Origin of the sequence: Leisingera sp. McT4-56 (assembly GCF_020514995.1) — a bacterium.
GTDB classification, from domain to species: domain Bacteria; phylum Pseudomonadota; class Alphaproteobacteria; order Rhodobacterales; family Rhodobacteraceae; genus Leisingera; species Leisingera aquaemixtae_A.
Genome location: NZ_JAJALF010000031.1, coordinates 16,299 through 41,556, shown reverse-complemented (window position 1 = coordinate 41,556; position 25,258 = coordinate 16,299). Strand labels below are relative to the sequence as shown.

Below are 25,258 nucleotides of genomic sequence, written 5' to 3'. Positions count from 1 at the left end.
GCGCCGATCGCGATGGAAGACGGCCTGCGCTTCGCCATCCGCGAAGGCGGCCGCACCGTCGGCGCCGGCGTCGTGTCGAAGATCATCGAGTAATTCGCGCCAGCGAATGTTCGAACGGAAAGGGCGCCCCTGCGGCGCCCTTTTTGTTTGAACGCGATGATCCTGAGACGCGCGCACTAAGACTGTGTCCAAAATCATCGAGTTGTCAGGTCTCCTGATACTTGGTAGAAAGGGCCTCCTCCGGGAGGCCCTTTTTCTATGCCCAAACGTTTGAACAGGGCAGGGACCGGCCCCGGGACCGGGGGCCGTCTTGCAAAAGCTCTAGTGGAGCTTTTGAGGCCGCAGGCAGCGATAGCTCCGGGTGCGATGCAACCGCGCCTGCCCGTTTTGCCGGGGGGCAATCCCTCCGTGCGCCACAAACGCAGCGGTTTCGCGGCAAACCCCCTTGCCACATGGGGCCATAGGGCGTATAGGGCGCGGGTTCGCCGAGTGCGAATAGGGGCGGGATGATTCCCGCCTTTTGGGTTCGATGAGGGGTTGCGGTGGTCGCAGGCCCTCCTCTCAACCCCAACGCCTGAAAATAAGGCTGTACGATGCAAAGCCAAAACATCCGTATCCGGCTGAAGGCATTTGACTATCGCGTGCTGGATGCGTCCACGCAAGAGATCGTCAACACTGCCAAGCGGACCGGCGCGCAAGTGCGCGGCCCGATCCCGATGCCGAACAAGATCGAGAAATTCACTGTTCTGCGTGGCCCCCACGTGGACAAGAAATCCCGCGACCAGTTCGAGATCCGCACCCACAAGCGCCTTCTCGACATCGTCGACCCGACCCCGCAGACCGTGGACGCGCTGATGAAGCTCGACCTAGCCGCCGGCGTTGACGTCGAAATCAAGCTGCAGTCGTAAGATCGGAGGGTATAGATTATGCGTTCCGGTATTATCGCCAAGAAAGTCGGCATGACCCGGCTGTTCATGGAAGACGGCAAGCAGATCCCTGTGACCGTTCTCCACCTGGACGGCCTGCAGGTTGTTGCACAGCGCACCGAGGAAAAAGACGGCTACACCGCTGTTCAGCTGGGTGCAGGCTCCGCCAAGGCAAAGCGCACCAGCCAAGCCATGCGCGGCCACTTTGCAGCTGCCAAGGTTGAACCCAAGCGCAAGCTGGTCGAATTCCGCGTCCCCGCGGACGGCCTGATCGAAGTCGGCGCCGAAATCTCGGCCGAACACTTCCTGGCTGGCCAGAAAGTGGACGTCACCGGCACCTCGATCGGTAAAGGTTTCGCCGGTGCCATGAAGCGGCACAACTTCGGCGGCCTGCGCGCCTCGCACGGTGTGTCGATCTCGCACCGTTCGCACGGTTCGACCGGTCAGTGTCAGGACCCGGGCAAGGTCTTCAAAGGCAAGAAAATGGCCGGCCACATGGGCGCAGCCCGCGTGACCACTCAGAACCTGGAAGTGGTGAAAACCGACGCCGAGCGCGGCCTGGTCTTCATCAAGGGCGCCGTTCCGGGCCCGAAATCCGGCTGGGTTACCGTCAAGGATGCCGTGAAGAAGAAAGCACCCGAAGGCCTGCCGTTCCCGGCCGCCCTGAAAGGCGCAGCAACCGAAGCACCGGCTGAAGAAGCCCCCGCGGAAGGTGGTGAAGCATGAAACTTGACGTGATCAAACTGGACGGCGGCAAAGCGGGCGACATCGAACTGTCCGAAGACCTGTTCGGCCTGGAGCCGCGTGCGGACATCCTGCACCGCGTGGTCCGCTGGCAGCGCAACAACGCGCAGGCCGGCACCCACAAGGTGAAGACCCGTTCCGAGACCTCCTACTCGACCAAGAAGATCTACCGCCAGAAGGGCACCGGCGGCGCACGCCACGGCGACCGCAACGCGCCGATCTTCCGCAAGGGTGGTATCTACAAGGGTCCGACTCCGCGTTCGCACGGCCACGAGCTGACCAAGAAGTTCCGCAAGCTGGGCCTGCGCCACGCGCTGTCCGCCAAGGCGAAAGCGGGCGAGCTGGTCATCATCGAAGACGCTGCTGCCGAAGGCAAGACCGCAGCTCTGGCCAAGCAGGTGAAGAACCTGGGCTGGAAGCGCGCGCTGATCATCGACGGCGCATCGGTCAACGAAGGCTTCCTGCAAGCGTCGCGCAACATCGAAGGTCTGGACATCCTGCCGACCATCGGTGCCAACGTCTATGACATCCTGAAGCGTGACACCCTGGTGATCACCAAGGCGGGTGTCGAAGCACTGGAGGCTCGTCTGAAATGAGCGTGAAGGCAGAACACTACGACGTGATCCGCAAGCCGATCATCACCGAGAAATCCACCATGGCGTCCGAGAACGGCGCAGTGGTGTTCGAGGTGGCAATCGACTCCAACAAGCCGATGATCAAGGAAGCCGTCGAGGCTCTCTTTGGCGTCAAGGTGAAAGCGGTCAACACCACCGTCACCAAGGGCAAGGTCAAGCGTTTCCGCGGCCAGATGGGCAAGCGCAAAGACGTGAAAAAAGCCTATGTGACCCTGGAAGAAGGCAACACCATCGACGTGTCCACCGGACTCTGAGATTTGCCTCTCTGACTATTGGAAGGCCCTCGCGCAAGCGGGGGCCTTTTTTCGTTGGGGCGGGGGCGTGAAGCCCCGCCGCGCCAGCGTCATGCCGAAGGCATGGCTCCGGTAGCACCTGCCCTCGGGCAGCGCGACGGTGGCGGCAGACCCAGGCGCGGGATCAAGGCCGCAGGCCGCCGCGCCAGCGTCATGCTGAAAGCATGCCTCCGGCATGACCCGCCCCCATGCGGCGGCGCTTTGGCCGGTGTGGAGGGTGTCGGCGAGGTCGTACGGATTTGGCCGGGATAAACTGCCAAACGCCACGTCGAGAGCACCACCCCGCGGGGCGGCGCTGGCGCGGCCAACTAAGTTCTGGAGGTGGCTCCTTCAAGTAGGTATCGGTACCTAGTGGATACTAAGTGGATTCAAGATGGAAACCTTCAATATCAGTCCCTTTTCTTACGGAATTCTGGCGTTAACGAACCCTCACGAATGGCCCAACCAAGCTGAATGTGAAACGTTTAGCCATCTTATTACTGGTAAGTCGGTCTATGTTTGGCCATTGGTCTTTGCCGCGTATGTTTGGCACCTAGAAGAGCGCAAAGGGCTTACTTTTGATAGGGACCTTGAGCGGATTGATGTATACATCGAGCGCCACTTCAAGGAATTCCTGCGCGAAAACCCTGTCGACTTCACGAATGCAGGGAGCCAATATGTGCGCTCAAAGCCCGGGTCGTTTCAGGCTCTGAGGAAGAGTTTCGGGACACCGGCGAAGAACCTCAAGATTCCTGACGCTGAGAAGAAACTCTCGTATGAGCTTCGTCTTTTGGAGAACAGGGGCCTGATTGTTGACCCGTTCACTACCAGTTTAGCTGGGGTGACATTGGCTGTTCTCGGGTCAGTTCCATATTCGTTCACAAAACGCACAGCCGAAGGAGACGAAAAGTATCTGAAGATCAAGGCAATGCTGTGGGAATTTGAAAGCTATTCGACAGAAGAAAAGCGTGAAGTTCGGTTCCACTTCTTTATGGAAAAGGCAATTGGTCAACTCAAGAAGCATGTGCGGCTCATTGCTCAGGAAACAGCGGATTAAACGCTGAGCGGCTCTACCCAATTGGTTCAGAAGTTCCTTTTCTGAAGAAGGTGAAGGCGGGGAACAGTCACCCATTGCCAGCCTCCCGACTCTCTGCTACACGCCACCCATCCTGAAGGCCCCGGATTCGTTCCGGGGTCGTTACGTTTGTCAGGATGTTCGAACTCGGGGACCTTCGGGGCCCTATATCTCAGGCACCTACGGGGGCCTTCAACATAGCCGGGCCAAAGACAAGAACCTAAGGCCTGGCACGCTAAACGGAAGACAGAAAGCATGGCACTCAAGTCGTATAAACCGACGACGCCGGGCCAGCGTGGGCTGGTTCTGATCGACCGTTCGGAGCTTTGGAAAGGGCGTCCGGTCAAATCCCTCACTGAGGGCCTGACCAAATCGGGCGGCCGGAACAACACCGGACGGATCACTGCACGCCGCCGTGGCGGCGGCGCAAAGCGCCTCTACCGGATCGTTGACTTCAAACGGAACAAATTTGATGTAGCGGCCACCGTTGAGCGGATCGAATACGACCCGAACCGGACCGCATTCATCGCGCTGATCAAATACGAAGACGGCGAACAAGCCTACATCCTGGCGCCGCAGCGTCTGGCTGTTGGCGACAAGGTTGTCGCGTCTGCAAAAGCCGACATCAAGCCGGGCAACGCAATGCCGTTCTCGGGCATGCCGATCGGTACAATCGTTCACAACATCGAAATGAAGCCCGGCAAAGGCGGCCAGATCGCCCGTGCAGCCGGTACCTATGCTCAGTTCGTTGGCCGTGACGGCGGTTACGCCCAGATCCGCCTGTCCTCGGGCGAACTGCGCCTGGTCCGCCAGGAATGCATGGCCACCGTCGGTGCCGTGTCGAACCCGGACAACTCGAACCAGAACTTCGGTAAAGCCGGCCGTATGCGCCACAAGGGAAAGCGTCCTTCCGTGCGTGGTGTCGTCATGAACCCGATCGACCACCCCCACGGCGGTGGTGAAGGCCGGACCTCCGGTGGCCGCCACCCGGTGACCCCGTGGGGCAAGCCGACCAAGGGCAAACGGACCCGCAACAAAAACAAGGCGTCGCAGAAGCTCATCATCCGCTCGCGCCACGCCAAGAAGAAAGGCCGCTAATCCATGGCACGTTCCGTATGGAAGGGCCCCTTCGTTGATGCTTACGTCCTGAAGAAGGCCGAAGCAGCGCGTGAATCGGGCCGCAATGAAGTGATCAAGATCTGGTCGCGCCGTTCCACCATCCTGCCGCAGTTCGTCGGCCTGACCTTCGGTGTGTACAACGGCCAGAAGCATATCCCCGTCAACGTCTCGGAAGACATGATCGGTCAGAAGTTCGGTGAATACTCGCCGACCCGCACCTATTATGGCCACGCCGCAGACAAAAAAGCGAAGCGGAAGTAAGTCATGGGCAAGGAAAAGAACCCCCGCCGCGTGGCAGACAACGAAGCAATGGCAAAACTGCGCATGCTCCGTACCTCCCCGCAGAAACTGAACCTGGTGGCTCAGATGATCCGCGGCAAGAAAGTCGAGAAGGCGCTGACCGACCTGACTTTCTCCAACAAGCGGATCGCGCAGGACGTGAAGAAATGCCTTCAGTCCGCCATCGCGAATGCGGAAAACAACCACAACCTGGACGTCGATGAACTGATCGTCGCCGAGGCATGGGTTGGCAAGAACCTGACCATGAAGCGCGGCCGCCCGCGTGCCCGTGGCCGGTTCGGCAAAATCCTGAAGCCGTTCGCGGAGATCACCATCAAGGTGCGTCAAGTTGAGGAGCAAGCCTAATGGGTCAGAAAGTCAATCCGATCGGCATGCGCCTGCAGGTGAACCGCACCTGGGACAGCCGCTGGTACGCCGACACCAAAGACTACGGTGATCTGCTGCTCGAGGACCTGAAAATCCGCGAGTTCATCAAGGAAGAATGCAAGCAGGCAGGCGTTGCGCGCGTGATCATCGAGCGCCCGCACAAGAAATGCCGCGTGACCATTCACACCGCCCGTCCGGGCGTCATCATCGGCAAGAAAGGCGCGGACATCGAAGTCCTGCGCAAGAAGCTGGCCAAGATGACCGACTCCGAGCTGCACCTCAACATCGTTGAAGTGCGCAAGCCGGAACTGGACGCCCAGCTGGTCGGCGAGTCGATCGCTCAGCAGCTGGAGCGCCGTGTGTCCTTCCGCCGCGCCATGAAGCGGGCCGTGCAGAACGCCATGCGCATGGGCGCCCTGGGCATCCGGGTGAACGTCGCCGGCCGTCTGGGCGGTGCGGAAATCGCGCGTACCGAATGGTACCGTGAAGGCCGCGTGCCGCTGCACACCCTGCGTGCCGACATCGATTACGCACACTCCGAAGCGATGACCCCCTACGGGATCATCGGGATCAAGGTCTGGATCTTCAAAGGCGAGATCATGGAGCACGATCCTTCGGCGCGTGACCGTAAAGCACAAGAAATCCAGGACGGCCCTGCACCCCGTGGTGCTGGTGGCGGCCGTCGCTAAGGAGGATTTGAGATGCTTCAGCCAAAGCGCACTAAATTCCGCAAAATGCACAAGGGCCGGATCCACGGCCTGGCAAAAGGCGGTTCCGACCTGAACTTCGGCACCTATGGCCTGAAGGCAACCCAGCCTGAGCGTGTGACTGCACGCCAGATCGAGGCTGCCCGCCGCGCCATGACCCGCCACATGAAGCGTCAGGGCCGTGTCTGGATCCGTATCTTCCCGGACACTCCGGTGACCTCGAAGCCGACCGAAGTCCGTATGGGTAAAGGTAAAGGCTCCGTGGACTACTGGGCAGCCAAGGTTAAGCCTGGCCGCGTGATGTTCGAGATCGACGGCGTCAGCGATGAAATCGCACGCGAGGCCCTGCGCCTGGCCGCGATGAAGCTGCCGGTGAAGACCCGCGTCGTGGTCCGCGAAGACTGGTAAGAACGGGAACACTCCCATTCTTCTGAATACTGCAGCCCCTGCCGGGAAACCGGCGGGGGCTTTTCTGTTGGGCAGGGGAGGGCCGCGTCAGTTCCGCCGGGAAACCGAGTAGGTGGGCATGCTGCCTTTGCCCTTCACCTCGACGTTGCCGAGCGGATTGATCTTCAGGTCCTTGCCCAGGCAGGCGCGTGTTGCTTCGGTGATCTGGATAATTCCTGGCTGCCCGTGCGATTCCATGCGGGAGGCGACGTTCACCGTGTCCCCCCACAAGTCATAGGCGAACTTGCGTTCCCCGATCACGCCGGCCACCACCGGGCCGGAGCTGATGCCGATCCGCATGCTGAAGGGAAATGCGCCCGAGTCATTTATGTCCTTGGCCGCATCGATCATGTCCAGGGCCAGCGCGACCATCGCCTCGGCGTGGTCCCGGCGCGGCTCCGGCAGGCCGGAGACAACCATATAGGCATCGCCGATCGTCTTGATCTTTTCGCAGCCGTGCTTTTCGACCAGCGCGTCGAAGCGGGAAAACGCCGTGTTCAGGGTCCGGACAAGTTCCGGGGGCGTCAGCCGGCCAGCGGTTTCAGTGAAATTGACGATGTCGGCGAACAGCACGGACACGCTTGGATACTCGTCGGCAATCAGGTGCGGATCTTCCTTCAGGCGTTCGGCGATGGGCTGGGGCAGGATGTTGAGCAGCAGCCCTTCGGCGCGCTCGAATTCGTGCTCCAGCCGGTCCTCGGCGGTTTCTGCGGCCGTCGCGTAAATCGCGGTGAAAATGCCGAGGAAGGGAACGATCGGCCCTGCGTTGAAAAGAAAGAAGAACAGGGTCCAGCCGTCCGGCAGCGGGCGTGCCGGACCATAGGCGATCGCCCATGCGCCGATCGCGACAAAGGTGGCCCCGATGCCAAGGCTCCAGAACAGGCGCGTCCGGGGCTGGTAGTAGGGAAGCAGGGGAAACAGCAGGACCGGAAACAGGATATAGCCAAGGAAGAACGGAGCGAGTCCCATGAAATAGGTGCACAGCGCCGCATGCAGCGGGATCTCCGCCACAAAGGTCAGCAGGGTCGGCCATTTGATGTCCCGCAGCGTCCAGGCCGCAACAAGGCCCCAGCCGATCAGCAGCACCGATGCGATGTTGAAGATCGCCATCTCCGTCTGGCCGAGGTGCCAGAACAGGACGAGATAGCAGGCATGGGAAAACAGCCCCAGAGGATAGCCGATGCGGGCGAGGCCGTAACCGCGTGCCATGGCCCGGGTGGATCCCTCGGGGGCACGGGTCACCCACTCGGTCGAGAGGTGCAGTTTCGGTCGTACGCTCATCCCGTGCGCGGTGCTTGCGGCCAGTTTCCGGCAAGTCGCGCAGCAATGTCAAGAAACGGGCGGTCGCGCGCCGCGCAACCGCCGCAACGTGGCAGCGCTCAGGCTGCTTCGGCGCCGGGGGCCGCCGCACCCGCAGCCGCCGGCCTGTCAGGATCGATGCGGAAGCCGGAGATCGCCCGGGTCAGGCTGGCGGCCTCGTCCCGCAGCATCTGGCCCGCTGCCGCGGTTTCCTCCAGCATTGCGGCGCTGCGCTGGGAATCCTTGTCCAGCGCTTCCAGCGCCACATTCACCTCGGAAATGCTGTTGGCCTGCTCGGTGGTGTTCTCGGCGATTTCGTTCACCTTTTCCGCCGCCTGGGTGACGGTCTGAAGGATGGCCGCCAGCGCCTCGCCCGCGGCATCCACCAGTTCCACCCCGCCGGTCACTTCAGCCTGGCTGCTGGTGATCAGCGCGCTGATTTCCTTGGCCGCGTCCGAGGACCGCTGCGCCAGCGCCCGCACTTCCGAGGCGACAACCGCAAATCCGCGTCCGGCTTCGCCCGCCCGGGCAGCCTCCACCCCCGCGTTGAGCGCCAGGAGGTTGGTCTGGAAGGCGACGTCGTCGATCAGGCTGGTGATCTTCGAAATCGCATCGGAGGAGTCCTTGATGCGCTGCATGGCGGCGACGGTCTGCTCGGCAACCTCGCGGGTGGCTTCGGCCTTGGTCTGGGCGCCGTTGACGAACTGGCGGGCCTCCTGCGCGCTGCTGGCGGTGTCCTGGACGGTATCGCGCACCGTCTGCAGCGCCGCCGCGGTTTCCTCCAGCGCCGCGGCAGAGGATTCGCCGCGCTGCGAGGCATCGGCGACCGAAGAGGCGATTTCCTGCGAGGTGTCGTTCAGCGTCTCGCTGCTGCCTGCCAGCTGCCGGACAATGGCATCAAGGCTGCCGGCAAGGTTGTCGATGGCAGCGGAGATATCCTTGAACACGCCCTGCTGGCCGGCCGGCATGCGCCGGGTCAGGTCGCCCTCGGCCAGCGCGTCCAGCACGGTCAGAACATCGCCCAGGCCTTTCTCCGCGACTTCGCCGATCATATTGACGCCGTTGCTCAGCCCGCCGTCCCGGGTGCTGCCGCCACCCGCGATGCGGCGCGAGAAGTCGCCCCGGCCGCAGGCGGCGATCACACCCGATATCTCCTCAGTCAGCTGCTGCTTGGCGGCTTCCGCATCGCGGAATTCGCCAACCGCGGTTGCAATCGCCGAAATCTCGCGAATGCCTGTCTTGGGAATTTCGGCGCTGAAGTCGTTCTGCATCATTTTCTTCAAAGCAATATCCACGCGCTTGAGCGGCCGGGCGATGCTGCGCGCCAGAAGCAGGGCGACGGCAACGAACAGCAGCGAACCGCCGATGGCTGCCCGCAGCGCGTTGGTCTGGGCCTCTGCGCTGATGGTCTTGCCCTGGTTCCGAACCTGGTCCAGCAATGCCCGCACCTCCTCGTGGACCGCGGCCAGCAGCGGCTCGGCATCGGCGTAATGGCTGGACACCTCCTTGCGCAGCTGCTGCTCCTTCAGCGACTCCTCAACATAGGCGGAGAACGACTTCTGGTAGGTATCCATCAGCCCCAGGATCTCCTTCTGCTGGGCGGCGCTGCTGTACAGGCTGGCCGGGAAGGCGCGGAATTCTTCCACCCGGGCGTTCAGCCGGTCCAGGTATTTCGGGGCCTGGCGCATGATGAAGTCCTTTTCGTGCCGCCGCATCATCAGCATTTTCACCTGCATGACCGGCTGGTCCAGCGTCTTCAGCGTCCCCTCGGCGTTCTTCACCGCCGTGCGCAGCTGGCCTTCCAGGCCGCTGTTCTCATCGAGCCCCAGCCGCTTGTTGCTGCCGGCCAGCGCGGCAAAGCTGGCTTCGTAGGCGTCTATCGACGTGCCGATATCTTTAAGCTGCCGGGCTGATCCGGACAGTTCCGCCACCTGCGGCAATTGCCGGCGGAGAGAGTCATAAGCCGCCTTGATCCGGGCCATCGTTTCCGCGTGGCGGGCGGTGTATTTCTCGTCGCGGCGCAGCAGGAAATCCTTCTCGGCGCGCCGTGCCATCAGGAACTCAAGCTCGATTTCATCGAGGCTGAGGTAGATTTCTTCGATTTCGGCGACGCGGTGCTGCATGTCGTCGCGCACGCCATGCGAATAGAGCAGCAGGCCGGCCAGGGCGGCCATCAGGCCGCCGGCCAGGACAATGATGGAGAGGATAGCAGTACTGACAGCAAGTTTTATCTTCATGTGACCGGGCCATTCCTGAGTGAGGTTTGTTGGTGTTTTTTGACCCAAGATGGTGCGCAATCGTTAAAGCAGCGTGAGCTTTAGGATTGAAAATTGAACTTTTCCGCGCGGCAGCAGCTCTGGCCTGCGGGGAGGCGGGGATGCTTCGCCGGATCAGCGATCCGAGAGGGTCTCGCGCTTGCCGGCGGTCTGCGCTAAGACGGCGCCATGGCCCAGATTGAATCGCTCTTCGTGACCCGTCTCTACCGCGCGCAGCTGTCCGAATTCGGACCCAAGGTTGATGCGCAGGAACTGGAAAACTCCTGCCTTGTCATCGCCGGCGACGACGATGCCGGCCAGGACTGGTGCGAGGAGAACGGCTATCCCGGCTATACCTCTTATGCCTCGCTGACCGATCTGCCCTGGCGCTTCCCGATCTTTGCGGACCTGGTGAAATCGCTGGACCAGCACGTCGCCGCCTTTGCCAAGGATCTGGAGTTCGACCTGGACGGGCGCGAGCTGAAGCTGGAGGATCTCTGGATCAACATCCTGCCGGAAGGCGGCACCCATTCCAGCCACCTGCACCCGCATTCGGTGATCTCCGGCACCACCTATGTGTCGATGCCCGAAGGCGCCAGCGCGCTCAAGCTGGAGGACCCGCGTTCGGCCCGGATGATGGCCGCGCCCACCCGCACCAAACAGGCCCGGCGCGAGCTGCAGCCCTTCATCTACATGAAGCCGGACGTGGGCGACGTGCTGTTGTGGGAAAGCTGGCTGCGCCACGAGGTGCCGATGAACATGGCCGAGGACGAGCGGATCAGCGTCAGCTTCAACTACCGCTGGGACTGAGCACCGCAATTGTAAAAGCCCGCAAAGCTGCTTAGCCTCCCGGAACGGCACTGCGGGAGGTTTAGATGGCGCGGCGTTCTCCTTTTGAAATCGGCGGCTTCCACATCCCGCCCGGCACCCGCCGCACGGTGGACCTGCCGGTCAGCGTGCTGTCGGACCACACGCCGGTCACCATGTCCGCCCATGTGATCCACGGCGCGGAGGAGGGGCCTGCGCTGTTTGTCTCCGCCGCCATCCACGGCGACGAGGTGATCGGGGTCGAGATCGCCCGCCGCCTGTTGCGCAGCCGCCAGTTCTCGCGCCTCAAGGGCACGCTGATCGTGGTGCCGATCGTCAACACCTTCGGCTTTCTCAACCACTCCCGCTACCTGCCGGACCGGCGCGACCTGAACCGCTCCTTCCCGGGCAGCGAGGGCGGCTCCTTGGCCAGCCGCCTGGCGCATCTGTTCATGACTGAGGTGGTGGCGCGCTGCGATCTGGGCATCGACCTGCATTCCGCCGCCATCCACCGCACCAACATGCCGCAGATCCGGGTGTCGCCCAAGTCGCAGGAGACGCTGGGCTATGCCGATGCCTTCGGCGCGCCGGTGGTGATCCGCTCTTCCCTGCGCGACGGCAGCTTGCGCAAGGAGGCGCAGAAGGCGGGCGTCGATATCCTGCTCTATGAGGCGGGGGAGGGGCTTCGGTTCGACGAACAGTCCGCCCGCGTTGGCGTGGCGGGCATCCTGCGGGTGATGCACGCGCTCGGCATGATCCCCGACGACGGCGTGCCGCTGGCTGAGGCGGTGCCCGTGCGCGCCTCCGACAGCAGCTGGGAACGCGCGCCGGCAGGCGGCCTGTTGCGCGCCTACAAGACCACTGGCGAGATGGTGGAGGAGGGCGACGTGCTGGGCATCGTCGCCGACCCCTTCGGCGAGGAGGAGGTGGAGCTGACCGCCAGCCAGCCCGGCCTGATCATCGGCCGCGCCAACATGCCCATCGTCAACGAGGGCGACGCCCTGTTCCACATCGCCAAGGTGTCGGCGCCGGAGGAGGCCGAAACCCGCATCGAAAGTCTGAACGCCCAGCTGGACGGGGCGGCGATGTTCGACGAGGACGAGATCATCTGACCGCCCCCGGCGGCCCGCCAATCTTTCCCTTGCCCATCACACCCTTCTCCTCTATAGGGACCCATCGCTTGTGCCCGGTCCGGCATGGATCAGGGGCAAGTGATTCTTTTTTGCTGCCCGTTCCGGGCGGTTGACATAACCCACCAGGTTCAAAGGTGACCCGTCAGGGGCCTTCTGGTGCTTTGGACAAGGAACAAAGGCGATGAACGCCAATGATCTGCGCGAGAAGACCGTGGATGAACTCCGCGATATGCTCGCATCCCTGAAAAAAGAGAGCTTCAACCTGCGCTTTCAGCAGGCAACCGGTCAGCTGGAATCGACCGCAGGCATCAAGGCGGCCCGCCGCAATGCTGCACGCGTCAAGACCATCCTGAACGAAAAAGCCGCAGCAGCGGCCGAATAAGGAGCGACACAATGCCCAAACGTATCCTGCAAGGCGTTGTGACCAGCGACGCAAACGCCCAGACCATCACCGTCTCGGTTGAACGCCGCTTCACGCACCCGGTTCTGAAGAAAACCATCCGTAAGTCCAAGAAATACCGGGCTCACGATGAAAAGAACGCTTTCAAGGTCGGCGACACCGTACGCATCATCGAATGCGCGCCGAAATCGAAAACGAAACGCTGGGAAGTTCTGGAAGCCTAAGAGTCTCGCAAGAGACTCCTGGCGACAGACTTAACAGTCAGTCGAAACCCTGGGGGATAACAGCACGCATCGCTGCCCCATAGGTCGGGAGAAACCACATGATCCAGATGCAAACAAATCTGGATGTAGCTGACAACTCCGGCGCCCGCCGGGTTCAGTGCATCAAGGTTCTGGGTGGCTCCAAGCGTAAATACGCATCCGTTGGCGACATTATCGTCGTCTCGGTCAAGGAAGCCATCCCGCGCGGCCGCGTGAAAAAAGGCGACGTCCGCAAGGCCGTTGTCGTGCGCACCGCCAAAGAAGTCCGCCGCGAAGACGGCACCGCGATCCGTTTTGACCGGAACGCAGCTGTCATCCTGAACAACAACAACGAGCCGGTCGGTACCCGTATCTTTGGCCCGGTTGTTCGTGAACTGCGCGCGAAGAACTTCATGAAGATCATCTCGCTGGCTCCGGAGGTGCTGTAATCATGGCTGCTAAACTCCGTAAAGGCGACAAGGTCGTCGTGCTGGCAGGCCGCGACAAGGGCAAGGAAGGCACCATCGCCTCCGTTGACCCGAAAGCCGGCAAAGCCGTCGTCGAAGGCGTGAACATGGCAATCCGCCACACCCGCCAGACCCAGAACAGCCAGGGCGGCCGTCTGCCCAAGGCACTGCCGATCGACCTGTCGAACCTGGCACTGCTGGACAGCAACGGCAAAGCAACCCGCGTCGGCTTCCGCGAGGAAGACGGCAAGAAGGTGCGCTTCGCCAAGACCACCGGGGAGACCGTCTGATGCTTGACGCTGCAACTTACACCCCGCGCCTGAAGACTCTCTACAAGGACACCATCCGTGGCGCCCTGAAAGAAGAGTTCGCCTACAAGAACGAGATGATGATCCCCAAGCTGGACAAGATCGTTCTGAACATCGGCTGCGGCCGCGCTGCTGTCAAAGACAGCAAGAAAGCCAAATCCGCCCAGGCCGACCTGACCGCGATCGCGGGCCAGAAGGCTCTGACCACCGTGGCAAAGAACTCCATCGCCGGCTTCCGCGTTCGCGAAGGCATGCCGATGGGCGCCAAGGTGACCCTGCGCGGTGACCGGATGTACGAATTCCTCGACCGTCTGATCACCATCGCGATGCCCCGTATCCGCGACTTCCGCGGTGTTTCGGGCACCTCCTTCGACGGCCGCGGCAACTATGCCATGGGCCTGAAAGAGCACATCGTGTTCCCGGAAATCGACTTCGACAAGATCGACGAAGCCTGGGGCATGGACATCGTGATCGCCACCACCGCGAAAACCGACGCGGAAGCAAAGGCGCTGTTGAAAGCTTTCAACATGCCCTTCAACAGCTAAGCGCGGGAAGGATAGAGACCATGGCTAAGAAAAGCATGATCGAACGCGAGAAGAAGCGCGAGCGCCTGGTGGCAAAATACGCCGCAAAGCGTGCCGAGCTGAAAGAAATCGCAAACGACGAATCTCGCCCGATGGAAGAGCGCTTCAAGGCGCGTCTGAAACTGGCGAAACTGCCGCGCAACTCGTCGGCAACCCGTCTGCACAACCGTTGCCAGCTGACCGGCCGTCCGCACGCTTACTACCGTAAGCTGAAGATCAGCCGTATCGCGCTGCGCGAGCTGGGCTCTGCTGGTCAGATCCCCGGCCTGGTGAAATCGAGCTGGTAAGGGAGAGACTGATATGAACGATCCTATCGGCGATATGCTCACCCGTATCCGTAACTCTCAGATGCGCGGCAAATCCACCGTCATGACCCCGGCGTCCAAGCTGCGGGCATGGGTGCTGGATGTGCTGGCGGACGAGGGCTACATCCGCGGTTATGAGAAAACCACTGGTGAAAATGGCCACCCGGCCATCGAAATCAGCCTCAAGTACTTCGACGGCGAACCTGTCATTCGCGAGCTCAAGCGGGTCTCCAAGCCCGGCCGCCGCGTTTACATGGGCGTCAATGACATCCCGTCGGTCCGCCAGGGCCTGGGCGTGTCGATTGTCTCCACCCCCAAGGGTGTGATGTCGGACGCAAACGCACGCGCAGCCAACGTTGGCGGCGAAGTGCTTTGCACCGTCTTCTAAGGAGGCCTCGCAATGTCCCGTATTGGTAAGAAACCGGTCGAACTGCCCAGCGGCGTTTCCGCCTCTGTGTCCGGCCAGACCATTGAAGTGAAAGGCCCGAAAGGCGCCCGCACCTTCACCGCAACCGACGACGTCACCCTCTCCGTGAACGACAACGTTGTCACCATCGAGCCGCGCGGCAAGTCCAAGCGTGCCCGTCAGCAGTGGGGCATGTCCCGCACTCAGGTGGCCAACCTCGTGACCGGCGTGACCCAGGGCTTCAAGAAAGAGCTGGAGATCCAGGGTGTGGGTTACCGGGCGCAGATGCAGGGCAACACCCTGAAGCTGAACCTGGGCTACAGCCACGACGTCGACTTCGTTGCACCCGATGGCATCACCATCACCGCACCGAAGCAGACCGAAATCGTTGTGGAAGGCATCGACCAGCAGCAGGTGGGCGAAGTGGCGGCGAAAATCCGCGACTGGCGCCGTCCCGAGCCGTACAAAGGCAAGGGCATCCGCTACAAGGGCGAGTTCATCTTCCGCAAGGAAGGCAAGAAGAAGTAAGGACCAGCAAAATGGCAAACAGCAAACGTACCCTGTTTCTGAAGCGCCGGCTGCGCGTCCGGAACAAGCTTCGCAAAGTGAACGCAGGCCGTCCGCGTCTGTCCGTGCACCGTTCGAACAAGAACATCTCTGTTCAGCTGATCGACGACCTGCGCGGTGTGACCCTGGCAGCCGCTTCGACCCTGGAAAAAGATCTGGGTGTTGTTGGCAAGAACAACATCGAAGCAGCGACCAAAGTGGGCGCAGCGATCGCCGAGCGCGCAAAAGCGGCTGGCGTGACCGAAGCTTACTTCGACCGCGGCGGCTTCCTGTTCCACGGCAAGGTGAAGGCTCTGGCCGACGCTGCGCGTGAAGGCGGCCTGAAGATCTAATCCCATGCGGGCGGCCTCTCGGGGCCGCCCCGATGATCCGGGAGCCCGGTTTCCGCCGGGTTCACCAAGGATCGGATAAACAGGCGCCTAGCGCCCTATGAAAGGAATGCCTGATGGCAGAACGTGAAAACCGCCGCGGCCCCCGCCGTGAGCGTGAAGAGGCACCGGAATTTGCAGATCGCCTGGTTGCGATCAACCGCGTGTCGAAAACCGTAAAAGGCGGTAAGCGCTTTGGCTTCGCAGCCCTGGTTGTCGTTGGCGACCAGAAAGGCCGCGTGGGCTTTGGCAAGGGCAAGGCGAAAGAAGTGCCCGAGGCGATCCGCAAGGCGACCGAGCAGGCCAAGCGCCAGATGGTCCGCGTGCCGCTGAAAGAGGGCCGCACCCTGCACCACGACATGTCCGGCCGTCACGGCGCAGGCAAAGTTGTGATGCGCACCGCTCCGGAAGGTACCGGTATCATCGCAGGTGGTCCGATGCGCGCTGTCTTCGAAATGCTGGGCGTCAAGGACGTCGTTTCGAAGTCGATCGGCTCGCAGAACCCCTACAACATGATCCGCGCCACCCTGAACGGCCTGTCCAAAGAGCAGAGCCCGCGTTCGGTGGCTCAGCGCCGCGGCAAAAAGGTCGCCGACATCCTGCCCAAGCGGGACGACGCACCGGCAGCTGCCGAAGCTGAAGCGTAAGGAGTAGAGAGACATGGCAAAAACCATCGTCGTCAAGCAGATCGGCTCGCCGATCCGCCGCCCCGCCAAACAGCGCGCAACCCTGGTTGGCCTGGGCCTGAACAAGATGCACAAGACCCGCGAGCTGGAGGATACCCCCTCCGTGCGCGGCATGGTCAACTCGATCCCGCACCTGGTTCAGATCATCGAAGAGCGCGGCTAGGCCCCTTTTCGCACTGACTTTGGAAAACGCCTCCGGTCCGCCGGGGGCGTTTTTCGTTTCGGCAGGAAGCGCCCGCAGATCGTGCCGGTCCGGGTCCGGGGAAGAGCACAGGTGTTGTGCCGCGGCTCTTGCGTGGTATGCGTGTTTGAAGCCTTTCAGAACGCATCAGTGACCCAGCAATGACCAACCCGGCCCGCAATTCAGTGAGAAAAAGCGCCAAGGCGGCTGCCTGTGCGGCTGCCGGCCTGTTCCTTCTCTGCGCCGGGATCTTCGGCCTGTTTGGGCGCAGCGACTGGAACCCGCTTGTCTCGGCGGCGGAACACACGGCGGAGGATATCGCAACCTCCTCAGTGGCCGTGTATGTCTCGTTGCGCGTGATCAATGCCGCGCTTTCCACCGCGCAGGAGATCGAGGTGGGCGCCTCCGTTGTCGGCCAGGCGAGCCTCCAGCCGCTGAAGGTGCTGGAACCGGTTGACGATACGGTGGAGCGCGTTGCCGATGCCGTCTTTCTCGTTGCGGCAGGGGCTGCACTGGCCACGGTTGGCCTCGCGCCTGTGGTTTCCGTCGGTCTTGCCGTTCTCGGCGCCGGGCTGCTGGGCCGGGTTGCCGCGGGCCTCTATCCCGCCGCCGCGAGACCGGTGACAGCGCTTTGCAACCGGGGGATCGCAATTGGCTTTGCCGTTGGCCTTGCCGTGCCCCTGGTCTTTTCCTTCGGCGTCTGGGCCGGAGAGCGTGCCACCGAAGCCCAGATGAGCGCGGCAATGGCCGAGCTTGATGCAGTCGCGCAGCAAGCGAAAATTCTCATCGGGGCGGAGGAGGATGCGGCGCCTGAGACAGGCCCGGAAGCGGAAGGGGATGCGGGGGTTTTGGAGTGGCTGGGCAGCCAGGTCGCCGGCGTCAGCAATGGCATCAGCGGCGTCTTTGAGCAGAGCGGCCGCTATCTCGAGGCGGCGCAGGTCTTTGTCGAGGAAGCCGACACTATCCTGCGCTCATCCCTGACACTGATCGGCATTTTCACGCTGCGGATGCTCGTGCTGCCGGTTTTCCTGCTTTGGGGGGCGCTGTCGCTGCTCCGGGCCGTTCAGCGCCCGGGGGCCGGCGGATGACGCCCTGAACGCACCGCCGCGCAGGTGATGCCTTTCCCGGTTGGCGGCCGGCATTCTTTGCGGAGATTTCCAAATGGAGCGAAGGCCTGCGCCAGTGGCAGGACGGGTGATTGGCTGGCAGGGCCCCTTGCAATGCCTGCATAGCGGGCAGTCCGATCCGTCAGTTGTTCGACTCATTCCCCGGTCCTATCTCGGTGTCACAGCAAACGACCATACAGAGACCGCCGGGAATAGGCCCGGCTTCAGAGACAAGGACCTGAACGATGGCACATGTTATTTCCGCTGCACACTCCGGCCACAGCCTCACCGCCCGCCTCCGCGCGACCGTCGAAGGCCTGGTGGACTCCTGGACCAAAGCCCGCGAATTCCAGCGCACCTTCAACGAGCTGGACGCGCTGAGCGATCATGAGCTCTCCGACATCGGCGTGCGCCGCAGCGATATCGCCGACATCGCGCGCCAGCACGTCTACGGCTGAGAATTCCCTTCCTCCCGGGCGCTCCTCTCCTCCTCCTCTTCATGCCCGGGCCAAAGCGCCTCTGCCCCTCCGGGGCGGGGGCGTTTTCTTTTGGCGGGGTTCAAGATCCCTCACGCGAAGGTGTTATGCGGGTGCTGCATAGCTGCCAGACCAAAGCAGCCGTTGCGGCCCCGCCGGGCCGTCCCTATTTCCCTTTCACTTCAGACGAACAGATCAAGCGGCGCGCCGGATGCACGTTCCGGGCGGGCGCGAAGGAACAAGAACAATGGCTTATTCGACTCTCACCGCGCCGGTTTCCGCCGGCATCCCCGCCCGGCTGGCAGGCATCCTGTCCGGGCTGTTCCGGAACTGGCGGATGCGCCGCGAATACCGGCAGACCGTCCACGCGCTGCGCGCGCTCTCGGCCCGCGACCTGGCCGACATCGGCCTCAGCCGCTGCGCCATCCCCGGCGCCGCCCGCGAGCACGTCTACGGCAAGTGATCTCCCCGGCCGGCTGGCGGATCCTCCTCCCTCTCCAACAGCCCGGCCCCAAAGCGCCCCCGCCATCCGGCGGGGGCGTTTTTTGTTTCCGTTCTGCTAGTTGGGCGGCACCCAACTTGAACGTTCTCGTCCGGCCGCAAGGCCGGACAGCGCCCGTCCCGCCCCCCACGGGGCGGGCGCTTCTCTTCCCGCCCCGCCGGGCCGGGCGCTGCCCTCAGGGTTTCCGCAACTGAAGCCGAGTAGTAAAAGACCAAAGCACCTGTTGCGCACCCACCGTACGCACCGCCTACGGGGTTTTAACCCGGCTCTGGCAGGATCATCCCCGGTCATGATCACCCGCCGGGCCTGACACCCCCGGCACATGGAACTGGGCTCCGGTCTGGCACCCGGAGCGCGCAGACGCGTTTTCGCATGGGGTCATCCCCATCCCATCTCCACCCCGGCGGCGCCGCCACCCTTTACCGGACGGCCCTAGACGGAACGGAACAGAGAGACAGACGGCAGGATGCGCAACCGGCAGGGCAGGGGCCTTGGCGGCCTTTGCTGCATTCCTTCAGCCCTGCCTGGCCCGCAGGGCTTGATCCCATTCCCCATCCCGTCTATAGGCACCCGGTGGCGTTCCGCGCCACGGAATCACCAATCAAGAAACGCCGTGTTTGGCCCATCACGCTTCGGGGGCCACATCCGGCAAGGAGAAGCGACATGAAACTTCACGAACTGCGCGACAATCCCGGCGCTGCCAAGAAACGCACCCGTGTGGCCCGTGGCCCGGGTTCCGGCAAAGGCAAAATGGGCGGCCGCGGTATCAAGGGTCAGAAATCCCGTTCGGGCGTGGCCATCAACGGCTACGAAGGCGGCCAGATGCCGCTGTACCAGCGTCTGCCCAAGCGCGGCTTCAACAAGCCGAACCGCAAGGCATACGCCGTTGTGAACCTGGGCCTGATCCAGAAGTTCATCGACGCAGGCAAGCTGGACGCGGCCTCCATCACCGAGGATTCGCTGGTTGCCTCCGGCCTGGTCCGCCGCAAGCTGGACGGCGTCCGCGTCCTGGCCAAAGGCGAAATCACCGCCAAAGCGACCATCTCCGTCACCGGCGCATCCGCTGCTGCTGTTGATGCTGTTGCGAAAGCCGGCGGCACTCTGACTGTGGCAGCCCCCGCCGCCGCAGAGTAACGGCTTGTGAGCGGCGCAAATGCCGCTTACATAGTCCTCAGTTTTCCTAGAACGCCGCCCGAGCCGGAAAACGGTTCCGGGCGGCGTTTTCGCTAAAGAAGAGACCTTTTCATGGTATCAGCAGCAGAACAAATGGCGGCAAACACCAGCTGGGCTGCCCTTGGCAAGGCTACGGATCTGCGCAACCGCATCCTGTTCACCATCGGCCTTTTGATTGTCTACCGCCTGGGCACCTTTATTCCGGTTCCCGGCATTGACGCAGCCGCCCTCCGCCAGTTCATGGAGCAGGCGGGCCAGGGCATCGGCGGCATGGTGTCGATGTTCACCGGCGGCGCGCTTGGCCGCATGGGGATCTTTGCCCTTGGCATCATGCCCTATATCTCCGCCTCCATTATCGTTCAGCTTCTGACGTCTATGGTTCCCTCGCTTGAGCAGCTCAAGAAAGAGGGCGAGCAGGGCCGCAAGAAGATCAACCAGTACACCCGCTACGGCACCGTGGCGCTGGCGACCGCGCAGGCCTACGGCCTTGCCGTGTCGCTGGAGCAGGGCGACCTGGCGACCGATCCGGGCATGTATTTCCGCATGGCCTGCATGATCACCCTGGTCGGCGGCACCATGTTCCTGATGTGGCTGGGCGAGCAGATCACCCAGCGCGGCATCGGCAACGGCATCTCGCTGATCATCTTCGTCGGCATCATCGCCGAGGTTCCGGCAGCGATTGCCCAGTTCTTCGCCTCCGGCCGCTCCGGCGCGATCAGCCCCGCCGTGATCATCGGCGTGATGGTGATGGTGGTTGCGGTGATCATGTTCGTGGTGTTCATGGAGCGCGCGCTGCGCAAGATCCACATCCAGTACCCGCGCCGCCAGGTCGGCATGAAGGTCTATGACGGCGGCTCCTCGCACCTGCCGGTCAAGGTGAACCCGGCGGGCGTTATCCCGGCGATCTTCGCCTCCTCGCTGCTGCTGCTGCCGACCACCATCTCGGCGTTCTCCTCGGGCGCGGCCACCGGTCCGGTGATGTCCTGGCTCTTGGCGAACTTCGGCCCCGGCCAGCCGCTGTACCTGTTGTTCTTCGTCGCGATGATCGTGTTCTTTGCCTATTTCTACACCTTCAACGTCTCCTTCAAACCGGACGACGTGGCGAACAACCTGAAGAACCAGAACGGCTTTGTTCCCGGCATCCGCCCGGGCAAGAAGACCGCCGAGTATATTGAGTACGTGGTCAACCGCATCCTGGTTCTGGGCTCCGGCTATCTGGCGCTGGTCTGCCTGCTGCCAGAGGTGCTCCGCGGCCAATTCGCCATCCCGGTATATTTTGGCGGCACGTCCGTTCTGATTGTGGTATCCGTCACCATGGACACCATCCAGCAGGTGCAAAGCCACCTCCTCGCGCATCAGTATGAGGGCCTTATCGAGAAGAGCCAGCTGCGCGGGCGCAACAAGAAACGGACAAAACGGGGACCCTCTCGCCGATGACCAACATTATTCTCCTTGGCCCGCCTGGTGCGGGCAAAGGCACCCAAGCGCGTTACCTGGTTGAATCCCGCGGCATGGTGCAGCTCAGCACCGGCGACATGCTGCGGGACGCCCAGACCTCCGGCACCGAGATGGGCAAGAAGGTTGCCGCCATCATGGCCGAGGGCAAGCTGGTCACCGATCAGATCGTGATCGGCCTGATCCGCGAGAAGCTGCAGGAGGGCGCCGCCGGCGGCTTCATTTTCGACGGCTTCCCGCGCACCCTGGCCCAGGCCGACGCGCTGGCCAAACTGCTGGACGAGATGGATCTGAAACTCGACGCCGTGATCGAGATGCAGGTCGACGACGAGGCGCTGGTCGCCCGCATCACCGGCCGCTCCACCTGCGGCGGCTGCGGCGAGGTCTACCACGACCAGACCAAGCCCTGGCCGGCAGACGGCAAATGCGCCAACTGCGGCAGCACCGACGTGCAGCGCCGGGCGGATGACAATGAGGACAGCCTCAAGACCCGCCTGATGGAATACTACAAGAAGACCTCGCCGCTGATCGGCTACTACTATGCCAAGGGCAACCTGCAGCGCGTCGACGGCCTCGCCTCGATCGAGGACGTCCGCAAGAGCATGGCGTGGATCATGGGCGAATAAGCCGCCCCGTTTACCGGATAGAAGTGCCCCGTGCTGCAAAGCTGCGGGGCATTTTCATTTCCGGAGGTTCCGATGACCGCCCATTTTCTGAAAGCCCCGGCCGTTCTGGCCGCGGCGGCTGCCCTGTCCGGCCCGCTTTTGGCGGACCAGCTGTACCTTGACGATGCCGCCGCCTGCGACCGGGTGCTGATCAGCCAGGACGGGGTTGCGGATTATGCCAATGAGGGCGGGCTGATCCTGCATGAAAACGGCTTCAGCTCGATGGAGTATTTCTGCAACTTCCAGCCTGCGCTCAGCCTGGAATGGGGCAGCTACCGGGTCAGCGACCACACGGGCCGCTGCGAGCTGCCTGGGCCGCAGTATTTCCCGCAGCTGTTCACGGTAGTTCTGGACCCGGAGGAGCCTGGCACGGTATCCGTCTGGATGGGCGAAGCCGAGCCGCTGCAGTTCTTTGCCTGCAGCAGCTGACGGGGCAGGGGGCGGCCCCCGGGTTTTCGCAGATCACGGGTTGACCCCCGCGGCAATTCCACATAGGCAACCCCATCCCTTCTGGGAATGATTCCCGGCGGATGGATTCGTCTGTCTGCCTTACCACCTCGAAATGCTGGACCCTCTGGCCACACTGCCACGGTCAAGTGTTGTGAAAAAAGGTTCCGGCGTTACGGAACCGCAACGAAAAGGAAAGTGACACGTGGCACGTATTGCCGGCGTTAACATCCCGACTGCAAAGCGGGTTCCCATCGCCCTCACCTATATCACCGGTATCGGCAACACCTCGGCGAAAGCAATCTGCGAAGCCGTGGGCATCGACCAGACCCGCCGTGTGAACGAACTGTCCGACGCAGAAGTCCTGGCCGTGCGCGAGCACATCGACGCCAACTACACCGTCGAAGGCGACTTGCGCCGTGAAGTGACCATGAACATCAAGCGTCTGATGGACCTGGGCTGCTACCGTGGCCTGCGCCACCGCCGCAACCTGCCGGTCCGCGGTCAGCGTACCCACACCAACGCCCGCACCCGCAAGGGCCCGGCAAAGCCGATCGCCGGCAAGAAGAAGTAAGGGGGGCTTGATCAATGGCACGCGATAAAACCCGCATTAAGCGTAAAGAGCGCAAGAACATCGCCTCCGGCGTTGCTCACGTGAACTCTTCGTTCAACAACACCAAGATCCTGATCTCCGACGTGCAGGGCAACGCGATCTCCTGGTCGTCCGCCGGCACCATGGGCTTCAAAGGCTCGCGGAAATCCACTCCTTACGCGGCTCAGATGGCTGCTGAGGACGCGGGCAAGAAAGCCCAGGAACACGGTGTGAAGACTCTGGAAGTCGAAGTTCAGGGCCCCGGCTCTGGCCGTGAATCGGCTCTGCGCGCACTGGCCGCTGTCGGCTTCAACATCACCTCGATCCGTGATGTGACCCCGATCGCGCACAACGGCTGCCGCCCGCCGAAGCGCCGCCGCGTCTAATTCGAATTTTTTGCTGGGGCCCCGCTTGATTCGCAGGGCCCCAGTGCGTCATTTAAACCTCGGGCGTCCTTGGCCTTTCGGACATGGGGCAAGGACAGGAATGGAGGGAACGCATGATCCATAAGAACTGGGCAGAGCTGATCAAACCGGCACAGCTGGAAGTGAAGCCGGGCAACGATCCTGCACGCCAGGCAACTGTCGTCGCAGAGCCGCTGGAACGCGGTTTCGGCCTGACCCTGGGCAACGCGCTGCGCCGCGTCCTGATGAGCTCGCTGCAAGGCGCCGCCATCACCAGCGTGCAGATCGACAACGTCCTGCACGAGTTTTCGTCCGTGGCCGGTGTCCGTGAAGACGTCACCGACATCATCCTGAACCTCAAGGGCGTGTCCCTGCGCATGGAAGTCGAAGGCCCCAAGCGCCTGTCGATCAATGCCAAGGGCCCGGCAGTTGTCACCGCTGGCGACATTGCCGAGACCGCAGGCATCGAGGTTCTGAACCGCGACCACGTGATCTGCCACCTGGACGACGGCGCCGACCTGTTCATGGAACTGACCGTGAACACCGGCAAGGGCTATGTCTCGGCAGACAAGAACAAGCCGGAAGACGCACCGATCGGCCTGATCCCGATCGACGCGATCTACTCGCCGGTCAAGAAGGTCTCCTATGACGTTCAGCCGACCCGCGAGGGCCAAGTGCTGGACTATGACAAGCTGACCATGAAGGTGGAAACCGACGGCTCCATCTCTCCTGACGATGCCGTGGCCTATGCCGCCCGCATCCTGCAGGACCAGCTGTCGATCTTCGTCAACTTCGACGAGCCGGAATCGGCCGGCCGCCAGGACGAGGACGATGGTCTGGAGTTCAACCCGCTTCTGCTCAAGAAAGTGGACGAGCTGGAACTGTCTGTCCGTTCGGCAAACTGCCTGAAGAACGACAACATCGTCTATATCGGCGACCTGATCCAGAAGACCGAAGCGGAGATGCTGCGCACCCCGAACTTCGGCCGCAAGTCGCTGAACGAGATCAAGGAAGTTCTGTCGGGCATGGGCCTGCACCTCGGCATGGACGTCGAGGACTGGCCGCCGGACAACATCGAAGATCTGGCCAAGAAGTTCGAAGACAGCTTCTAAGGTTTTCGAGGAGGGCTCCGGCCCTCCTCTTCAATGCCCGGGACTGCCGGGGACAATCTGGGCATCCGCCCCAAGGAGAGCGGCTGACACGCATCAGCCGCCTGACAAAGCAAAACGCAAGATAAGGAATTGAAAAATGCGTCACGCACGTGGTTACCGCCGCCTGAACCGTACTCATGAGCACCGCAAGGCCCTGTTCTCCAACATGGCCGGCTCGCTGATCGAGCACGAGCAAATCAAGACCACCCTGCCCAAGGCAAAAGAACTGCGCCCGATCGTTGAAAAACTGATCACCCTGGCGAAACGCGGCGACCTGCACGCCCGCCGTCAGGCAGCTTCCAAGCTGAAAGAGGACAAGGACGTCGCGAAACTGTTCGAGGTTCTGGGCCCGCGCTACAAGGACCGTCAGGGCGGCTATGTCCGTGTTCTGAAGGCCGGCTTCCGCTATGGCGACATGGCTCCGATGGCAATCATCGAGTTCGTCGACCGCGACGTTTCCGCCAAAGGCGCCGCCGACAAGGCCCGCCTGGAAGCAGAAGAAGCAGCTGCTGAAGCAGACGAATAAGACGCGCTGAACCTTTCGGGTTCACTGTCTGGCCCCCGCTCCGCCCGGAGCGGGGGTTTTTCTTTACGCCACGGCATCCGGCGCTGCCTGCGGCCGGCGCTCTTTGCAGAAAGGGAATCGTAATTTTATTCTGACTTAACTTTGCCATCCGAAACCTCCGGG

General features: G+C 62.4%; 37 protein-coding genes. 35 read left to right on the top strand and 2 right to left on the bottom strand.

The genetic code is table 11. From position 1 onward, the window contains the following. The 11 genes from LHL23_RS21875 to rplP form a co-directional block, all read left to right on the top strand. Positions 1–93, top strand: a 93-nt coding sequence (locus tag LHL23_RS21875; protein WP_207545791.1) for a hypothetical protein, incomplete at its 5' end; no start/stop codon positions are given. Between the two features lie 500 nt (positions 94–593). After that, complete coding sequence (gene rpsJ, locus LHL23_RS21870; protein WP_019298501.1) at positions 594–908, top strand: 30S ribosomal protein S10; 315 nt, start codon at positions 594–596, stop codon at positions 906–908. Positions 909–926: 18 nt separating this feature from the next. After that, a complete protein-coding gene (gene rplC / locus LHL23_RS21865; protein WP_226431534.1) occupies positions 927–1,652 on the top strand; it encodes a 50S ribosomal protein L3 in 726 nt (241 codons plus the stop codon). After that, positions 1,649–2,266 (top strand): 50S ribosomal protein L4, encoded by a 618-nt coding sequence (gene rplD, locus LHL23_RS21860; RefSeq protein ID WP_226431533.1) that lies wholly within the window; start codon positions 1,649–1,651, stop codon positions 2,264–2,266. Before rplC ends, rplD begins: the two co-directional genes overlap by 4 nt. Beyond that, a complete protein-coding gene (locus LHL23_RS21855) occupies positions 2,263–2,559 on the top strand; it encodes a 50S ribosomal protein L23 (protein ID WP_039188990.1) in 297 nt (98 codons plus the stop codon). Before rplD ends, LHL23_RS21855 begins: the two co-directional genes overlap by 4 nt. A 412-nt stretch (positions 2,560–2,971) precedes the next feature. Next, entirely contained in the window at positions 2,972–3,634 is a 663-nt protein-coding gene (locus LHL23_RS21850; RefSeq protein WP_226431532.1) for a hypothetical protein, read from the top strand. 273 nt (positions 3,635–3,907) lie between these two features. Beyond that, positions 3,908–4,750 (top strand): 50S ribosomal protein L2, encoded by an 843-nt coding sequence (gene rplB / locus LHL23_RS21845; RefSeq protein WP_058285584.1) that lies wholly within the window; start codon positions 3,908–3,910, stop codon positions 4,748–4,750. Between the two features lie 3 nt (positions 4,751–4,753). Next, a complete protein-coding gene (gene rpsS / locus LHL23_RS21840; protein ID WP_008554066.1) occupies positions 4,754–5,032 on the top strand; it encodes a 30S ribosomal protein S19 in 279 nt (92 codons plus the stop codon). 3 nt (positions 5,033–5,035) lie between these two features. After that, positions 5,036–5,416, top strand: a complete 381-nt coding sequence (gene rplV, locus LHL23_RS21835) for a 50S ribosomal protein L22 (RefSeq protein ID WP_008557868.1) — start codon at positions 5,036–5,038, stop codon at positions 5,414–5,416. Continuing rightward, positions 5,416–6,126 carry a 30S ribosomal protein S3 gene (gene rpsC, locus LHL23_RS21830; RefSeq protein ID WP_222480490.1) on the top strand — a complete coding sequence of 237 codons (711 nt, stop codon included), beginning with the start codon at positions 5,416–5,418 and terminating at the stop codon, positions 6,124–6,126. The genes rplV and rpsC overlap by 1 nt, the downstream gene beginning before the upstream one ends. Positions 6,127–6,138: 12 nt before the next feature. Then, positions 6,139–6,552 carry a 50S ribosomal protein L16 gene (rplP, locus tag LHL23_RS21825; RefSeq protein WP_019297988.1) on the top strand — a complete coding sequence of 138 codons (414 nt, stop codon included), beginning with the start codon at positions 6,139–6,141 and terminating at the stop codon, positions 6,550–6,552. Positions 6,553–6,639: 87 nt separating this feature from the next. Here the strand turns inward: rplP and LHL23_RS21820 are convergent, their stop codons facing one another. Both LHL23_RS21820 and LHL23_RS21815 read right to left on the bottom strand, forming a co-directional pair. Then, the gene (locus LHL23_RS21820) at positions 6,640–7,872 is read right to left on the bottom strand and encodes an adenylate/guanylate cyclase domain-containing protein (RefSeq protein WP_226431531.1); all 1,233 of its coding nucleotides are present in this window, start codon (positions 7,870–7,872) and stop codon (positions 6,640–6,642) included. Positions 7,873–7,970: 98 nt separating this feature from the next. After that, positions 7,971–10,127, bottom strand: a complete 2,157-nt coding sequence (locus tag LHL23_RS21815) for a methyl-accepting chemotaxis protein (RefSeq protein WP_226431530.1) — start codon at positions 10,125–10,127, stop codon at positions 7,971–7,973. Positions 10,128–10,334: 207 nt separating this feature from the next. Between LHL23_RS21815 and LHL23_RS21810 the strand changes: the two genes are divergently transcribed. The 24 genes from LHL23_RS21810 to rplQ all read left to right on the top strand — a co-directional run bounded on the left by LHL23_RS21810 (position 10,335) and on the right by rplQ (position 25,096). Next, positions 10,335–10,955 (top strand): 2OG-Fe(II) oxygenase family protein, encoded by a 621-nt coding sequence (locus tag LHL23_RS21810; protein ID WP_226431529.1) that lies wholly within the window; start codon positions 10,335–10,337, stop codon positions 10,953–10,955. A 65-nt stretch (positions 10,956–11,020) separates the two neighbouring features. Then, positions 11,021–12,064, top strand: a complete 1,044-nt coding sequence (locus LHL23_RS21805; RefSeq protein WP_222480481.1) for a succinylglutamate desuccinylase/aspartoacylase family protein — start codon at positions 11,021–11,023, stop codon at positions 12,062–12,064. Between the two features lie 202 nt (positions 12,065–12,266). Next, positions 12,267–12,467, top strand: a complete 201-nt coding sequence (rpmC, locus tag LHL23_RS21800) for a 50S ribosomal protein L29 (RefSeq protein ID WP_039125973.1) — start codon at positions 12,267–12,269, stop codon at positions 12,465–12,467. Positions 12,468–12,478: 11 nt separating this feature from the next. After that, on the top strand, positions 12,479–12,709 hold the full coding sequence (rpsQ, locus tag LHL23_RS21795) for a 30S ribosomal protein S17 (RefSeq protein WP_174148064.1): 231 nt from the start codon (positions 12,479–12,481) through the stop codon (positions 12,707–12,709). 98 nt (positions 12,710–12,807) lie between these two features. Next, positions 12,808–13,176: a 50S ribosomal protein L14 gene (gene rplN / locus LHL23_RS21790; RefSeq protein ID WP_005621870.1), complete on the top strand. Its 369-nt coding sequence runs from the start codon at positions 12,808–12,810 to the stop codon at positions 13,174–13,176. 2 nt (positions 13,177–13,178) lie between these two features. Further along, the gene (gene rplX, locus LHL23_RS21785) at positions 13,179–13,484 is read left to right on the top strand and encodes a 50S ribosomal protein L24 (RefSeq protein WP_019297995.1); all 306 of its coding nucleotides are present in this window, start codon (positions 13,179–13,181) and stop codon (positions 13,482–13,484) included. After that, positions 13,484–14,047, top strand: coding sequence for a 50S ribosomal protein L5 (rplE, locus tag LHL23_RS21780; RefSeq protein WP_222480479.1), 564 nt, complete (start codon positions 13,484–13,486; stop codon positions 14,045–14,047). Before rplX ends, rplE begins: the two co-directional genes overlap by 1 nt. Positions 14,048–14,067: 20 nt before the next feature. Then, entirely contained in the window at positions 14,068–14,373 is a 306-nt protein-coding gene (gene rpsN / locus LHL23_RS21775; RefSeq protein WP_222480476.1) for a 30S ribosomal protein S14, read from the top strand. A 13-nt stretch (positions 14,374–14,386) separates the two neighbouring features. After that, positions 14,387–14,779: a 30S ribosomal protein S8 gene (rpsH, locus tag LHL23_RS21770; RefSeq protein WP_008554600.1), complete on the top strand. Its 393-nt coding sequence runs from the start codon at positions 14,387–14,389 to the stop codon at positions 14,777–14,779. A gap of 12 nt (positions 14,780–14,791) precedes the next feature. Next, positions 14,792–15,325, top strand: coding sequence for a 50S ribosomal protein L6 (gene rplF, locus LHL23_RS21765; RefSeq protein ID WP_039191295.1), 534 nt, complete (start codon positions 14,792–14,794; stop codon positions 15,323–15,325). A gap of 11 nt (positions 15,326–15,336) precedes the next feature. Next, the gene (gene rplR / locus LHL23_RS21760) at positions 15,337–15,696 is read left to right on the top strand and encodes a 50S ribosomal protein L18 (RefSeq protein WP_222480474.1); all 360 of its coding nucleotides are present in this window, start codon (positions 15,337–15,339) and stop codon (positions 15,694–15,696) included. A 113-nt stretch (positions 15,697–15,809) separates the two neighbouring features. Further along, the gene (rpsE, locus tag LHL23_RS21755; RefSeq protein WP_222480472.1) at positions 15,810–16,379 is read left to right on the top strand and encodes a 30S ribosomal protein S5; all 570 of its coding nucleotides are present in this window, start codon (positions 15,810–15,812) and stop codon (positions 16,377–16,379) included. Between the two features lie 13 nt (positions 16,380–16,392). Then, entirely contained in the window at positions 16,393–16,581 is a 189-nt protein-coding gene (rpmD, locus tag LHL23_RS21750) for a 50S ribosomal protein L30 (RefSeq protein WP_019298002.1), read from the top strand. Between the two features lie 179 nt (positions 16,582–16,760). Then, a complete protein-coding gene (locus LHL23_RS21745) occupies positions 16,761–17,687 on the top strand; it encodes a hypothetical protein (RefSeq protein WP_226431528.1) in 927 nt (308 codons plus the stop codon). Positions 17,688–17,950: 263 nt separating this feature from the next. Continuing rightward, entirely contained in the window at positions 17,951–18,163 is a 213-nt protein-coding gene (locus tag LHL23_RS21740) for a DUF1127 domain-containing protein (RefSeq protein ID WP_226431527.1), read from the top strand. Positions 18,164–18,428: 265 nt separating this feature from the next. Next, complete coding sequence (locus tag LHL23_RS21735) at positions 18,429–18,644, top strand: DUF1127 domain-containing protein (RefSeq protein ID WP_222480466.1); 216 nt, start codon at positions 18,429–18,431, stop codon at positions 18,642–18,644. Positions 18,645–19,346: 702 nt separating this feature from the next. Next, on the top strand, positions 19,347–19,817 hold the full coding sequence (gene rplO / locus LHL23_RS21730; RefSeq protein WP_226431526.1) for a 50S ribosomal protein L15: 471 nt from the start codon (positions 19,347–19,349) through the stop codon (positions 19,815–19,817). Positions 19,818–19,928: 111 nt separating this feature from the next. Then, positions 19,929–21,293 carry a preprotein translocase subunit SecY gene (gene secY, locus LHL23_RS21725; protein ID WP_222480462.1) on the top strand — a complete coding sequence of 455 codons (1,365 nt, stop codon included), beginning with the start codon at positions 19,929–19,931 and terminating at the stop codon, positions 21,291–21,293. Then, positions 21,290–21,937 (top strand): adenylate kinase, encoded by a 648-nt coding sequence (locus LHL23_RS21720; RefSeq protein WP_226431525.1) that lies wholly within the window; start codon positions 21,290–21,292, stop codon positions 21,935–21,937. The genes secY and LHL23_RS21720 overlap by 4 nt, the downstream gene beginning before the upstream one ends. Positions 21,938–22,009: 72 nt before the next feature. Continuing rightward, positions 22,010–22,405, top strand: a complete 396-nt coding sequence (locus LHL23_RS21715; RefSeq protein ID WP_222480459.1) for a hypothetical protein — start codon at positions 22,010–22,012, stop codon at positions 22,403–22,405. A 223-nt stretch (positions 22,406–22,628) separates the two neighbouring features. Beyond that, a complete protein-coding gene (gene rpsM, locus LHL23_RS21710; RefSeq protein ID WP_222480457.1) occupies positions 22,629–22,997 on the top strand; it encodes a 30S ribosomal protein S13 in 369 nt (122 codons plus the stop codon). A gap of 14 nt (positions 22,998–23,011) precedes the next feature. Then, entirely contained in the window at positions 23,012–23,401 is a 390-nt protein-coding gene (rpsK, locus tag LHL23_RS21705; RefSeq protein WP_019298013.1) for a 30S ribosomal protein S11, read from the top strand. A gap of 113 nt (positions 23,402–23,514) precedes the next feature. Continuing rightward, positions 23,515–24,531, top strand: a complete 1,017-nt coding sequence (locus LHL23_RS21700) for a DNA-directed RNA polymerase subunit alpha (RefSeq protein WP_019298014.1) — start codon at positions 23,515–23,517, stop codon at positions 24,529–24,531. 136 nt (positions 24,532–24,667) lie between these two features. After that, a complete protein-coding gene (gene rplQ / locus LHL23_RS21695; RefSeq protein ID WP_222480455.1) occupies positions 24,668–25,096 on the top strand; it encodes a 50S ribosomal protein L17 in 429 nt (142 codons plus the stop codon). The last annotated feature ends 162 nt before the right edge of the window (positions 25,097–25,258 follow it).